General features: G+C 63.2%; 12 protein-coding genes. 7 read left to right on the top strand and 5 right to left on the bottom strand.

The features are described from left to right. Window positions 1–62: 62 nt before the first annotated feature. From LH19_RS26070 to LH19_RS26060, 3 genes are all read right to left on the bottom strand, one after another. Window positions 63–1,439 carry a 2-hydroxyacyl-CoA dehydratase subunit D gene (locus LH19_RS26070; RefSeq protein WP_082396424.1) on the bottom strand — a complete coding sequence of 459 codons (1,377 nt, stop codon included), beginning with the start codon at window positions 1,437–1,439 and terminating at the stop codon, window positions 63–65. A gap of 27 nt (window positions 1,440–1,466) precedes the next feature. Further along, complete coding sequence (locus LH19_RS26065) at window positions 1,467–2,648, bottom strand: 2-hydroxyacyl-CoA dehydratase subunit D (protein WP_054734937.1); 1,182 nt, start codon at window positions 2,646–2,648, stop codon at window positions 1,467–1,469. Between the two features lie 73 nt (window positions 2,649–2,721). Beyond that, complete coding sequence (locus LH19_RS26060) at window positions 2,722–3,513, bottom strand: SDR family NAD(P)-dependent oxidoreductase (RefSeq protein ID WP_054734935.1); 792 nt, start codon at window positions 3,511–3,513, stop codon at window positions 2,722–2,724. A gap of 370 nt (window positions 3,514–3,883) precedes the next feature. Between LH19_RS26060 and LH19_RS26055 the strand changes: the two genes are divergently transcribed. The 5 genes from LH19_RS26055 to LH19_RS26035 all read left to right on the top strand — a co-directional run bounded on the left by LH19_RS26055 (window position 3,884) and on the right by LH19_RS26035 (window position 8,271). Then, window positions 3,884–4,798: an acyl-CoA dehydratase activase gene (locus tag LH19_RS26055; RefSeq protein ID WP_082396423.1), complete on the top strand. Its 915-nt coding sequence runs from the start codon at window positions 3,884–3,886 to the stop codon at window positions 4,796–4,798. Window positions 4,799–4,841: 43 nt separating this feature from the next. Next, window positions 4,842–5,093 carry a hypothetical protein gene (locus LH19_RS26050; RefSeq protein WP_054734931.1) on the top strand — a complete coding sequence of 84 codons (252 nt, stop codon included), beginning with the start codon at window positions 4,842–4,844 and terminating at the stop codon, window positions 5,091–5,093. Between the two features lie 279 nt (window positions 5,094–5,372). After that, window positions 5,373–5,747 (top strand): Zn-ribbon domain-containing OB-fold protein, encoded by a 375-nt coding sequence (locus LH19_RS26045; RefSeq protein ID WP_145923683.1) that lies wholly within the window; start codon window positions 5,373–5,375, stop codon window positions 5,745–5,747. Then, complete coding sequence (locus LH19_RS26040) at window positions 5,744–6,922, top strand: thiolase family protein (protein WP_054734925.1); 1,179 nt, start codon at window positions 5,744–5,746, stop codon at window positions 6,920–6,922. The genes LH19_RS26045 and LH19_RS26040 overlap by 4 nt, the downstream gene beginning before the upstream one ends. Before the next feature lie 20 nt (window positions 6,923–6,942). After that, window positions 6,943–8,271 (top strand): MFS transporter, encoded by a 1,329-nt coding sequence (locus LH19_RS26035; protein WP_158514507.1) that lies wholly within the window; start codon window positions 6,943–6,945, stop codon window positions 8,269–8,271. A 54-nt stretch (window positions 8,272–8,325) separates the two neighbouring features. On the opposite strand, the gene LH19_RS26030 is transcribed toward LH19_RS26035, so the two are convergent. Together LH19_RS26030 and LH19_RS26025 are read right to left on the bottom strand one after the other, a co-directional pair. Continuing rightward, window positions 8,326–9,534: an acyl-CoA dehydrogenase family protein gene (locus LH19_RS26030; RefSeq protein WP_054734920.1), complete on the bottom strand. Its 1,209-nt coding sequence runs from the start codon at window positions 9,532–9,534 to the stop codon at window positions 8,326–8,328. Continuing rightward, window positions 9,531–10,631, bottom strand: a complete 1,101-nt coding sequence (locus LH19_RS26025; protein WP_054735425.1) for an acyl-CoA dehydrogenase family protein — start codon at window positions 10,629–10,631, stop codon at window positions 9,531–9,533. Before LH19_RS26025 ends, LH19_RS26030 begins: the two co-directional genes overlap by 4 nt. A gap of 189 nt (window positions 10,632–10,820) precedes the next feature. Between LH19_RS26025 and LH19_RS26020 the strand changes: the two genes are divergently transcribed. Both LH19_RS26020 and LH19_RS26015 read left to right on the top strand, forming a co-directional pair. Beyond that, window positions 10,821–11,615 carry an enoyl-CoA hydratase/isomerase family protein gene (locus LH19_RS26020; protein ID WP_158514506.1) on the top strand — a complete coding sequence of 265 codons (795 nt, stop codon included), beginning with the start codon at window positions 10,821–10,823 and terminating at the stop codon, window positions 11,613–11,615. Window positions 11,616–11,646: 31 nt separating this feature from the next. Then, window positions 11,647–12,444: a crotonase/enoyl-CoA hydratase family protein gene (locus tag LH19_RS26015; protein ID WP_054734913.1), complete on the top strand. Its 798-nt coding sequence runs from the start codon at window positions 11,647–11,649 to the stop codon at window positions 12,442–12,444. Window positions 12,445–12,453: the final 9 nt, after the last annotated feature.

The following is a 12,453-nucleotide window of genomic DNA, read 5'->3' as shown; positions in this document are numbered from 1 at the left end:
GTCGGGGCGCCGGTGTTTCCACCGACGCCCCTCTTGGGAGCTCGTCTGCTCAGGCGGCCGCTTCAGAAGTTGCGGCGACGGACGTCGATCGTCTCGAGCATCGCCTCGAGGCGGCTCATCAATATCTCGTCCTTGTAGAAGGATGCGTCAGCGACATCGCCTTCGAGGACCATCGTCTGGATGCCGCGCGCCTGCGCCATCTTCGCCATCACCATCTGTCCGTTCGAGGCAGAACGGCAGGTTCGGGTGGCGTGGAAGACAACCCCGTCGATGCCATAGGTCTCGCAGTCGCGCAGCAGGAGTTCGCCGAGCGTCTTGGTGCTGTGGTTGAACGGGCAGAGAAGATAATGCTGCGCCATGCCGAGGATGGGATCGTTCTCGTCGATCAGGTGCGGCTCGTTCCAGAAGCTGCTGTGCGTATAGCGCCCGCAGATCACCGCGGCATCATGGTCGGCGAACTGGTTGGCGAGCCAGCCGACCTTGTTCCAGTTCATGATGCCGTCGAAGGCGAGGCGATAGCGCTCGCCCGGCAGTGATGCGACGCCGTCGACCACGCGTTGTTCGATCTCGGCCTTCACCCCGGCGAAATAGTCGACGAGGTCCTGGTTCCCGGGCAGGAAATTGATCGGGGCGATGCTGGCGACCCAGTCCCAGAACACGGCCGGGGTCGGCGTCGCCTTGCACAGCGCAAGCGCGTCGAGCCGGAGCTGCGCCGCCTTTTTGATATAGTGCATCGACTCGCGAAGGGCGTCCCAGTCGAACGGACGCCCGGTGTGAAACTCAAGAAATTCGATGAGCTTGTGGATCTGCGCCGCCACATAGCGCGACGCCTCCATCCATTCCTCGCCGCGCAGATAGCCGGCGTCCGCCTTGTTGCCCCAGAGAAGCGGATAGGAGACCTTGAAGAAGGGCAGCTCCTTGTTGAACAGGCGGTACGAGATCTCGTCCCACTGCTGGCCGGTGCTGCAGCCCGCATAGGCGTTCACGAAGAGATCGGGCGGCGGCAGCTTGCTCGCCAATACCTCCTGGTTCGGAATATCGGGCACATCGGCGCCATCGCCCGCATTCACATATTTGGCGGCTTCCTTTTGCGTCAGCACCGCGCATCCGAGCGTCGTGCGCGCATAGGAGCAAAGCTCCTGATTATAGCCATATTCCTCGCCCATCCGCTGCGCCGGACCTTCGAGATGCATCGCGGCAAGGCGCGCGCCAAAAGCCTCGCCATGGCACCATTCGATCCCGGCGGCCTGGAAAATGGGATTGAGCGCCGCGCCATTATACCAGACGACGGTGGCACCGCGCTCGCGTGCGGAAAAGAGCCGGTCCCAATAGTCCTTCACCATCTTGCCGCCGCTTCGCGTGCTGACGAGACGATTGGCGGGCGCACCCTTTTGCGGGATCACCAGCTTCGGCTGGACGTTTTCCGTAATCAGCGACATCAGATCATTCCTTCGGGTTCGAGCCGGTCAGGCCAGGACGGGCTGCAATTTTCTGAGGCGTATCGTCTCGAGAAGCGCCTCGACCCGTGTCCGCAGCATCTCGAGCGCAAGGCCTTCATGCTCGGTCTCGATCAGCAGGTGAGGGATTTCGCTGCGCATCAGCTCTTTGCGCAGCTCGGGATAATAGAGCATGTGCGGCTCGCAGAATTTCGCGAGCAGGATGATCACGCCCTCGGCGCCGCTCGCATGGACCGAGCGGGTGAGATACTCCTCCCAGTCGACCGTCATTTGCGAACGCGTCGAGCAGGGGACATGTGTGTTGCGATCGAAATACCAGCGCGTGAGCGCTGCGATCGGGTCGCTATCGGCCCGAACGTCGGTCGCGATGAAGCGGAAGCCCGTGAAGAGATCGTCGTCGACGATGACCGTGCCGCAATCCTCGATCATGTCGAGAAGCTCGGGCCGCGGCGCATGGCAGAAATGGCCCGAGAGATGCAGTTTCACGAGGTTGGCCGGTGCCGGCAGGCCCGTCTCGAGCAGGGGCAGGAGCGCATCGAGACGTTGGTTATGCGCCCCGACCTCCATGATCATGCTCGATTTCACCAATATCTGCATCTGGCGGCCGGTGAGCGCAATCTTGCCCGAGCGGCGCAGCGCATAAATCTGCCGCAGCATGTCGCGGTTGCGGTTATAGGCCGCAATGCTGGCCGCGATCTCGTCATCCGAAAGGGCGGCATCGCAATATTCCGCGAGCGCCCCGCGCAGGTCCTCGACCCGCTTCCGGATCTCGGCAGGCGTCCACGCCTCGTCCATCGAGGCCGTATATTGCGCGAGGAAGACCGGTTTGTCGGGAATCTCGAAGCGCAGCGCGTCGGCGGCGCCGAGCAGCGCGACGCAATGATCGACGAGATAGAAGGCGTCGTAGACGTCGAACTTCCGGGTTGCCGCCTGGTCGACGATGCTCCGCGTGTAGCCGCAGTAGAATTCATAGAGCAGGCTGCGCCCGAGCGTGATCGGCGCCTCATCTTCCTGGACGACGAGCGGAAGCGCGCCCGCGGCGTGGACGAGCTCGGACGGGAAGTTCATCGGGAAGACCCCGATCACCTTTCGCCCGGTTTCCTGTTTCCACGCGGCGGCATAGCCATGCGGGTCGCTGGCAACCCCGGCGAGTTCGCCGAGGATGAGATTGATTTTGTCTGCGCCGTTCATTTTCTTCTCCGGGCGACGGAGTTGCAGTCCCGTTCGCCATGATCCGTTGCCAGGGCCGATTGAGTGAGGGGCGTCATGCCGCCGATATGCCTCCGTTGATGCTGATCGCCTGACCCGTGAGCCGCGCCGACTGGGGCCCGCCGAGGAAGACGACCATGTCGGCGAGGTCTTCGGGCACCGCGACACCGAGATGCGCCATCGCTGCGGCCTTCTCGAACAGCTTCGCGCTGAAGCCGCCGCTCGTGACGAGATCGGCCGTAGGGGTTCCCGCGATCAGCGAGGGCGTGAGGACATTCACGCGGATCCCGTCGCGTTTGGCCTCCATCGCCAGCGTACGCGAGAACATGACGATTGCCGCCATGCCGGCACCGGCGATCGTCTCGCCCGGTGTGGCGGTTTTTGCCGCGTCCGACGCCATGTTGATGATCGAACCGCTCTTCTGTTCGCGCATCCATGGGAGCACCACGCGCGTCAGATAGACCGGGGGAAGCACGAGCCGATCGAAAATACCCGAGATGTCCTCGATCGGCGTCCGCATCAGAAGGTCGGGCGCATAATTGCTGGCGGTGGAATTGAGGAGAATGTCGATCGAACCGAGCTTCGCCCGCGCCTCATCGGCGGCGCGGGAAATGTCGACGATGTCGCAGGCGTCGGCGCTGATGAAGTCCACGCTGGCATCTGGCACGGCCGCCAGAACGGCGGCGACGGCTTTCGTGCCGCGCTCGGCGTCGCGGCCAAGCAGGACGATGCCGCGTACGCCTTCGCGCGCGAAGCCGATGGCCGAGGCCAACCCCACGCCCGACGTGCCGCCGGCGATCAAAACACCGCATTCAGAAAAGGGTTTGGCGCCCGCTCTATCGTCCATTGCTGCTTCCGTCCTCTCGCGACTCATTGTTGAGTAAAACTCATTAGTCGTCAATGGCGGATTTATTCGTTGTCTGTGCGACCGGGATTTGCCGGGCCGGTATTTGGAGAAAAACTGGGAAAAGCTTGCAAATCTTTTTTGGAGTGGGCGGCTTCATGGAAATAGGCTGGCCGCGTCGAACCTGTGCGACAGGGCGACATCCGCTGGGCAAGCCTCGCCAGGAGATGATAGTTGATGAGGTTCGTTTATTAGTGCTATAAGGCTGTGCGGGGCAGGTACGAATGCGACATGACCCCAGCGCGAACGCGTGCTGCGTAAGGGCCGCCGGCCATTCGATGCTGCACCGGCTCGCCGAATGGAGAAGTAAGAGATGAACGCCTTTGTGATGGGGATCGATTTCGGATCGACAACCGCCAAGACGGTAATTCTCGATATCGACGGGAAGATCGTCGCTTCCAATGTCGCGCATATGGGGGCGGTGAGCGGTCAGGGTGTTGCCGCATCGGTTGCCGACGCCCTCGCCGAGGCGGGGCTCACGCAGGCCGACATGGTCCGCACCGTGAGCACCGGTTACGGCCGACGCATGCTCGATATTGCCGAGAAAAATTATACCGAGATCACTTGCCATGCCCGCGGTGCGGTCGCGATGGTGCCCGAAGCTCGGCTCGTCATCGATATCGGCGGACAGGACAGCAAGGTCATCGCGGTCGACGCCAACGGCCTGGTGGTCCAGTTCGCGATGAACGATCGGTGCGCGGCCGGGACAGGCAAATTTCTGGAAGTGCTGGCGCGTGCGATGGAGATCGAACTCGACCTTATGGGCGGGCTCGCACTTGAGGCAGAACAGGAGCTCAAGATCTCGAGCATGTGCGCGACCTTCGCCGAAACCGAGGTCATCTCGCTGCTCGCGGAAGGTCACGGAAAGCCCGATGTCCTAGCCGCCGTCCATTCCGCGATTGCCAATCGAACGCTGGGTCTCGTCAGCCGCGTCGGCAAGAACGGACCTGTGGCAATGACGGGAGGCGTCGCGAAGAATCCGGCCGCAGTGCATCATATCGAGAAGGTACTCGGCATGCCGCTCTTGTTGCCGGAAAGACCGCAGATTGCAGGCGCATTGGGCGCGGCGCTGCTCGCGCTCGACGATTGCCGCGCCTCACTGGACAAGTCGGTCGGTCCTGAAGATGATGACGATCTTGAGAGCCGGATCGGAACTGCCGGGACTTGCGGGCCCGCGTGCAAAGATAATCCCGCAGCCGCGATCGCGGCCACGCATCCCTCGCGGTAGCGTAGAGGGGCAAATTTTCGCTTAGCCAACGCAGAAGCGTGCGATGGCGTACGCCCTGTCTTACCGGGCGTTCTCGCACGATTTACGCCGTCCTATCTCCGTCCTTCGAAGAAAAGAGACGATCAGCGACTTTGAGGCAATTTACGAGTCGGAACAAGATTCCTACATAATCGCCTGGCGCTCGGCGGGATCGCGGTTTATTTTCGGAACGATCATTCAGCCGTTTCCCGCGCGTTCGAAACGCGCTGAAATCGGGCTCGAATCGGGGCTAAACGCAAGCGCGGAAGCGATTTAGGCCCCAACCGACAGACGCGCCCGATTGAGGGTGTCCAGGGTGATCGAGCCAAAGGCCGGGCCCATACGCCCATTCGAATCAAGCACTCGATTGATGTCGGTCTTGACCGACTTCGGATAACGGAGACATTGTTGCGGCCTCGGCGATTGCCTTATGCCTTGCGAGCAGCGGCGTCAGAGCAGGCTATCCGGCGTCGACTCAGAACATAAAAAGGGAACGAGGGCCGCAGTGACAATCAAATCCGCTCCGCTCGCTCGGCCGCTGCCGGCGATCAACGAAATGAACGGCTATTTCTGGCGTGGCGGCGCCGACGGTCGTCTGCACATCATGCATTGCGGCGACTGCGATCTCTATTTTCATCCCTACCAGTCCTTCTGTAGCGAATGCCATTCGGCCAATGTCGCGCCTGAGCCGGTATCGGGACGCGGCAGAATCTTGTCCTCGACAATCAACCATCAGCCCTGGTTTCCACATGTGCCGGTGCCCTACGTCGTCGCGCTGATCGAACTCGAGGAAAAAGGTCCTGTTCGGCTGTTGACCAATATGTTCGGTGAGCCGGTCGAAGCGATAAAGCCGGGAATGCGAGTCACGGTCCATTTCGAGCAGCATGACGATATCTTCGTTCCGCTGTTCCGACCGGCCGAGGCGGCATGACAAGCTATTTCGAGAAATCGTGCGTGATTTCCGGCACCGGCATGTCGAAGATGTACCGCAAGCCGCAGGTCTATCCGTTCAACCTTGCTGTGGATGCTTGCCGCAATGCCATCGCAGACGCCGGTCTCGAAATCGGCGATATCGATGGCATTGCCTGCTGGCCGCACGCTGCAGTCCATGTCGGGCATGGATCTTCGGCCGCCAGCCCCGTCGATATCAAGAACTCGTTGGGGCTGAAGCTCAATTGGTTCGAGGCGGGGATGGGGCCTGGACAGTTTGCAAGCATCGCCAATGCGATCGGCGCAATCGCAGCAGGCTATTGCAACCATGTGCTGTGCTACCGCGCCGAGGGCGAACGGTGGGTGCCGATGTACGGCAGCGCATTCGCGGACGGAAACCTCCCGACGCCTGAGGGTTTCAACCAGTGGACTACACCCTATTTTGCGCCGTCTGCCGCCACCTGGATCGCACTGCACGCCGATCTGCATATGCGACAGACCGGTCTGTCGCGCGAACAGATGGCGATGATCCCGATCAACCAGCGCAAGAACGCGGCCCTCAATCCGAACGCTGTTTATCGCGAGCCGATCACGCTCGACGACTATCGGGCTGCGCGCATGATCACGACGCCCTTCTGTATCTTCGACTGCGACGTCCCGATCGACGGTGCCGCTGCGGTCGTCATCTCGCGTGCCGATGCGGTTCCCGCTTCTTCGCGCCCGACAGTGCGTTTCGAAGCGGTGGGTACCGCCCTCCACGAACATTTCTCCTGGTTCCAGCGTCACGACTTTCCCAACATGGCAATGAACGATGCGGCCAAGATGCTCTGGTCGCGTACCGACCTGACCCCCGACGATCTGACAAGCGCGCATCTCTATGACGGCTTCAGTTGGCTCACCGTCCTGTGGCTCGAGGCTCTCGGTATCACCAAGCCGGGCGAGACCGGCGCGTTCCTCGAAGGCGGGCAAAATATCGCGCTCGACGGCCTCCTCCCGCTCAACACCAATGGCGGGCAACTATCCGAAGGGCGGCTTCATGCGTTCAACCATCTGGTCGAAGCCGTGCGCCAGTTGCGCGGTGAGGCGGGCGATCGCCAAGTTGCTGACGCGAAAGTTGCGGTGTGCAGCGCTGGTGGCGGCGTCTTCGGTTCGGCGCTGCTGATCGTACGCGATTGATGATAAAAGATGGGAGCAATATGCAAACCGGCGACGAGTTGACCCCCAGCCGCTATGCACGGAGTCCCGCGTACCGCTGGTACGCAGTCGGCGTCCTCATGCTGATCTATATGTGCCATGCGGTCGATCGGTCGATGCCGTCGATCCTGACCGAGCCAATCCGTGCGGAATTCGGCCTGTCCGACGCCCAGCTTGGTTTGTTCACGGGGGTCGCCTACGGCCTCGCGCTCGCGGCCTTCGTGCTGCCGATGGGTTATTTCAGCGACAGGGTGCATCGCCGCAACTTCCTCGCAGCCATTGTTTTCATCTGGAGTATCTGCACCGCGCTCGGCGGATTCGCGCGCGATTTCTGGCACCTCGTGATTACGCGCACCGGCGTCGGCGCGGCCGAGGCCGGGGCGGCGCCCGCCGCGCTGCCGATGCTGATGGACATGTTCCCCGCGCGCGGCCGCGGGCTTGCGATCGGGATGTTCTACGTCAGCGCCAATCTCGGCGCCGTCGTCGCGTCGGCGGCGGGCGGCTATTTGGCCGACCATCATGGCTGGCGGACCGCGCTGTTCGTCGCTGGGGCGCCCGGTATTTTCGCTGCGCTGCTGCTCTTTTTCACGGTCGAGGAACCGCGCCGCGGCGAGATGGAAGAGCCTGGCGCCGACGGCACTATCGCGCCGGTAGCAAAGGCGCGCTTCGTCGATGTGCTGCGGTTCATCTGGCACAAGCCCGCGCTGATCTTTCTGATCTCCGGTTGTTCGCTGCTCGGACTGATCAGCATCTCGCTGGGGTCGTGGGCCGCTTCCTTCTTCGTGCGCGTCCATGGCCTTTCGCTATCGGAGGTCGGACTGCTGATCGGGATTTTCGGGGGGCTTGGCGGCGTCGTCGCACCCGCGGTCTATGGCAAGCTCGGCGACACGCTGCTCATGCGTAACCCGGCATGGCCTTTGCGGCTCGTGTGGATCTCGGCGATCGTGGCGCTGTTCTCCGGCTATATGATGCTCTTCTCGCCCGTGCTCGCGATCGCAGTGGTCGGTTATGGCCTCGGCGAGTTTCTGCGCAGCGGTTATCCGCCTCCCGCATATTCGACCCTCCTCAATGAAACGCCCCCGCATATGCGCGGAACGATGACTTCGATCGTGCAGTTTACCAGTGTGCTGATCGGTTTTGGTCTCGGGCCGGTGATGGTCGGAATGCTGTCCGACTTCTACGGCGGCGGCGTCATGATCCGCTACGCGCTGGCGACCGGGCTGCTGGTGTTCATTCCCGTGGTTCTCTTTCTCGCGATCGCCTCGCGAATGCTTTACGGGCGGCGCCGGGATCCGGAATTACCGGGCGTGGAGGCCCAGCCGATCGCTTAAAAAAGGCCGTGCTGTAAACGGCGCGGCCTTTCTTGATCCGGGCTGTTCAGATGGTCAGCCGGGAATTTCGTTGAAGGGCACGCCCTTGTCGGGCCGGTGATCCTGCGGCAACCCAAGGATACGCTCGGCGATCGTGTTGAGCAGCATTTCGTCGGCGCCGCCGGCAATGCGGCCGGTTGGCGCCGTGAGCCACGAGGTCGCCCAGTCGTCCTTCCGGGTCGCCTGTTCGTTCCACTGCACCCCCGAAACGCCCTGGATATCGATCATGAATTCGGACAGGCGCTGGCGGTTGCGGACCGACACCAGCTTGTGAATCGCGCCTTCCGAACCCGGCTGCGTGCCGGCTTCCAGCGAGAGAAGGGCGCGGCGGTGAATCGCTGCGAGCGCGGCCTGGGTGGCGAAGTTGCGCGCGATGCGTTCGCGAACGCGGCCATCTTCGATCAGCGCGCGGCCATCGCGCGTCATGCGTGTCGCATCGGCGATTGCCCGCGCGATCGACGGGCCGTTCGCGGCCGGATCGGTCGCCGAATAGCGTTCGATAATGAGGGTTTCCATTGCGACACCAAAGCCGCCGCCAACGGGGCCAAGCCGCTGGGCATCGGGTATGCGGACGTCATCGAAATAGACTTCATTCACATGGGCGTCGCCGGCGGCAAGCGTCACCGGCCGGACGGTGACGCCCGGTGCTTTCATATCGACCCAGAAATAGGTGAGGCCGCGATGCTTTGCGACGCCCGGATCGGAGCGCGCGACGATCACGCCATAATCGGCAAGATGCGCCCAGCTCGTCCAGAGCTTTTGGCCGTTGAGCACCCAATCGCCCGTATCGGGGTCCTGGATCGCGCGCGTGCGGAGTGCGGCAAGGTCGGATCCCGCGGCGGGCTCGGAAAAGAGCTGGCACCAGATTTCGTCGCCCCGCAGCGCCGCGATCGCGCGCTCTTGCTTCCAGCCGTCGGGAAGATAACGCAGCATGATCGGAACCGGCATGCCAAGGCTGATGCTAAAATATTCGGTCGGAAAACCGTGAAGGATCTCTTCGCGGTCGAACGTCAGCTTTTCGGTGGGGCTGAGCCCCTGGCCGCCATTCTCCTTCGGCCAGGATATGCCACTGTAGCCGGCTTCATACTTGGCCCTGAGGTAGCGCCGGCCAAGCTCGAGATCTTCGGCGGGCGACAGGCCTCGCCGCGCATCGCGGCCGAACTCGGCAACCCTGCTCTCGATCCACGCCCGCGCGGCGTTCCTGTAGGCGGTGAGGTCGGTCATTGCGCGGTTCCTTGCAGTTGAGTGATCACATCGTCTTCCCAGAAGACAAGCGGTCCGGTTTCGACGGAGAGGGTGCGCGCGCGCCGCTGGTGAAGGTGGAGGTCCGCTTCCCACGTGACGCCGATGCCGCCATGGACCTGCACCGCGTCGCGCGACACGCCGTCATAGGCCTCGGTTGCCGAGATCCGCGCGGCGGCGGCATAAAGGCCGAAATCGGATTGTCCGGCCCGCGACGCTGCGTGAATCGCGTTGGCGCGCGCCAGTTCGACGAGGACATAATCTTCGGCGATGCGATGCTTTACCGACTGGAACGCGCCGATGGGCTGGCCAAACGCGCGGCGGGTCAGGGCGTAGTCGCGTGCGGTCGTAAGCATCTTCTGCGCCCCGCCGACCTGTTCGAAGCTGACGATGACCGCCTGCAGGCGCAATATCTCGCGGGCGCCGGCCAGCGCATCGGTCGCGCCGGGAAGTTCCCGCGCTTCGACATCGTCGAAGGTCAGGTCGGCGGTGCAGCGGCTGTTGTCGAAGGTGTCGAGCAGCGAGCGGGTAACTCCGGGCTGCGCCAGATCGACCAGTGCGAGGACAGGTCCGTTTTCGCTTTGCGCGAGGACGATGACGGCGTCGGCGATCCCGCCTGCGGTGACAGCCGGTTTCATCCCCGACAGCCGGCCGCCCTCGATGCGCAGCGTCGGCGCACCCGGAAGCATGTCCTGTCCCTCGGCGAAGGCGATGGCGCCAATGGCGCTGCCCGCGGACAGCCGGGGCAGCCAGTGGCTCTGCTGCTCATCGGTACCGAAGTGCATCAAAGCCTGGCCCAGCGCAAAAGAGGAGGTGAGCGCTGCAACCCCGGTTACCGCTGCGCCGCACGCTTCGGCAATCAGGCCCAGTTCGAGAAGCCCGAGATCGAGGCCGCCGAAAGCCTCGGGGTAGCAGATCGCCGTCCAGCCCTGTGCGCCAAACAGCGCCCAGAGCTCGCGGTCGAAGGTGCCGCGTTCGAGCAGGTAGGTCTTGAGTCGCTCGCCCGAATAATGCGCGGTCAGCAGCCGTTGTGCCTCATCGGCGATTTGAAGCTGCGCTTCGTCAAATAGAACCGACACAATCGCTCCCTGGATAAATTCGGTCGCTGTCCCTTCCGCCGGGAATCCGGCGCAGGCAGCGGCGCAATTGAGCACAGAGCGGGGGCGGAATTCATAGGGGAACATCGCCGGACGGGAGGGCGACCTCACATGGCTGATGAAGGAGGGTCTAGGCTATGGCGATGGCGAAACCCGGAGATGGAAGAGCCGATGACCCTGTCCCAGACGAGTGAATCGCCCGTGACCGCGCAAACGGTGGACGGCGTCTGCCGGATCATCCTCAACCGGCCCGACCGGCTCAACGCGGTCACGCCCGATCTCTACGAGGCGCTGGGACCGATCGTCGAGGGCGTCGCGGCCGACCGCGACGTTCGCTGTGTCGTTCTGACGGGCGCGGGGAAGGCCTTTTGCGCGGGCCGCGACCTCAAGGCCGGATCGCCCGATCCCGCCGCCGCTTCGGCGGGCGCGTGGATCGAGCGCCGGATCGATTATTTGCGCCGCCATGCGCGGATCGCGCATGGCCTTCACACGATGGGCAAGCCGGTGATCGCGATGATCAACGGCGCATGCGCCGGCGCCGGGCTGAGCCTTGCGGGTGCCTGCGACATTCGCATCGCGGCGCGGTCGGCGGTGCTGACCTCGGCGTTCGTCAAGGTCGGGTTGCCGGGCGACATGGGCGGAATCTGGTTCTGGTCGCGTATCCTCGGGGCGGGCAGGGCGCGGCGCCTCTATCTGATGAGCGAGCGTTTCGACGCGGACGCGGCAGCGGAATTCGGGATCGTCGATCAGGTCGTCGACGACGATGCACTGGCGGAAACGGTCGAGACGCTGGCGAGGTCCTTCGCCGACGGATCGGCGCGCGCCTATCGCTACGCAAAGGAGGCGCTCAACGCCGCCGAAAGCGCGAACCTCGACGCGATACTGGATCTGGAAGCCTCGCATATGGCGATGGCCGGCATCGACGCCGCTTTCGCCGCCGGGGAATATGAAACCCATCGCAGCTGACTTTCCCGTCGGGTAGCAAAAGGAGACTCTCATGTCGATCATCAAGACCGAAAGGCATGGCGCGATCGCTGTGCTGATCCTCGACCGCCCCGAAACGATGAACGCGCTGGGTGCGCCCGGTGACGGCGACGCGATCGCGGCGGCTTGCTCCGAAATTAACGCCGATCCCTCGGTGCGCTGCGCCATTCTGACCGGCAGCGGCAAATGCTTCTCGGCGGGCGGCGATGTGAAGGCGATGCGCGACGGGACCGGCAATTTTGCGGGCGGCGGCGTCCAGATTCGTGAAGGGTATCGCAGCAACATCCATCGCGCGGCGCGCGCACTCTTCGGGCTCGACATGCCGTTGATCGCCGCGGTCAACGGACCCGCGATCGGGCTCGGTTGCGACGTCGCCTGCATGGCCGATGTCCGCCTTTCTTCCGACAGGGCCAAATATGGCGTGACCTTCCTCAAGCTTGGCCTCGTCCCCGGCGACGGCGGAACCTGGCTCTTGCCGCGGACGATCGGTATGAGCCGCGCCGCCGAGCTTTTCTTTACGGGCGACACGATCGATGCCGAGACGGCGTGCCAGTGGGGCCTTGTCAGCCGGGTCGTTCCGCACGAAGCGTTGATGGACGAAACGATGGCTCTGGCCGAAAGGATTGCTGCAATGCCGCCGCATGCGCTGCGCATGACGAAGTCGATGCTGCGTCAGGGGCAGACGATCACCTATGACACCGCGCTCGAACTCGCCGCGGTGATGCAGTCTGTAAGCCACCTCACGAAAGATCATAAGGAGGGCGTTGCGGCACTTCTCGAAAAGCGGTCGCCGAATTTCAGCGGAGGCTGAGGGCGCACG

This window comes from Sphingopyxis macrogoltabida (genome assembly GCF_001314325.1).
GTDB lineage: Bacteria > Pseudomonadota > Alphaproteobacteria > Sphingomonadales > Sphingomonadaceae > Sphingopyxis > Sphingopyxis macrogoltabida.
This window is presented reverse-complemented; position numbering and strand designations above follow the sequence as displayed.

Bases quoted from the DNA above. Each gene is read 5' to 3' on its own strand.
- LH19_RS26020 (WP_158514506.1), top strand. From the start codon at position 10,821: ATGACCCTGTCCCAGACGAGTGAATCGCCCGTGACCGCGCAAACGGTG.
- LH19_RS26050 (WP_054734931.1), top strand. From the start codon at position 4,842: ATGGCGTACGCCCTGTCTTACCGGGCGTTCTCGCACGATTTACGCCGT.
- LH19_RS26060 (WP_054734935.1), bottom strand. From the start codon at position 3,513: ATGGACGATAGAGCGGGCGCCAAACCCTTTTCTGAATGCGGTGTTTTG.
- LH19_RS26055 (WP_082396423.1), top strand. From the start codon at position 3,884: ATGAACGCCTTTGTGATGGGGATCGATTTCGGATCGACAACCGCCAAG.
- LH19_RS26040 (WP_054734925.1), top strand. From the start codon at position 5,744: ATGACAAGCTATTTCGAGAAATCGTGCGTGATTTCCGGCACCGGCATG.
- LH19_RS26070 (WP_082396424.1), bottom strand. From the start codon at position 1,439: ATGTCGCTGATTACGGAAAACGTCCAGCCGAAGCTGGTGATCCCGCAA.
- LH19_RS26065 (WP_054734937.1), bottom strand. From the start codon at position 2,648: ATGAACGGCGCAGACAAAATCAATCTCATCCTCGGCGAACTCGCCGGG.
- LH19_RS26045 (WP_145923683.1), top strand. From the start codon at position 5,373: ATGAACGGCTATTTCTGGCGTGGCGGCGCCGACGGTCGTCTGCACATC.
- LH19_RS26035 (WP_158514507.1), top strand. From the start codon at position 6,943: ATGCAAACCGGCGACGAGTTGACCCCCAGCCGCTATGCACGGAGTCCC.
- LH19_RS26015 (WP_054734913.1), top strand. From the start codon at position 11,647: ATGTCGATCATCAAGACCGAAAGGCATGGCGCGATCGCTGTGCTGATC.
- LH19_RS26030 (WP_054734920.1), bottom strand. From the start codon at position 9,534: ATGACCGACCTCACCGCCTACAGGAACGCCGCGCGGGCGTGGATCGAG.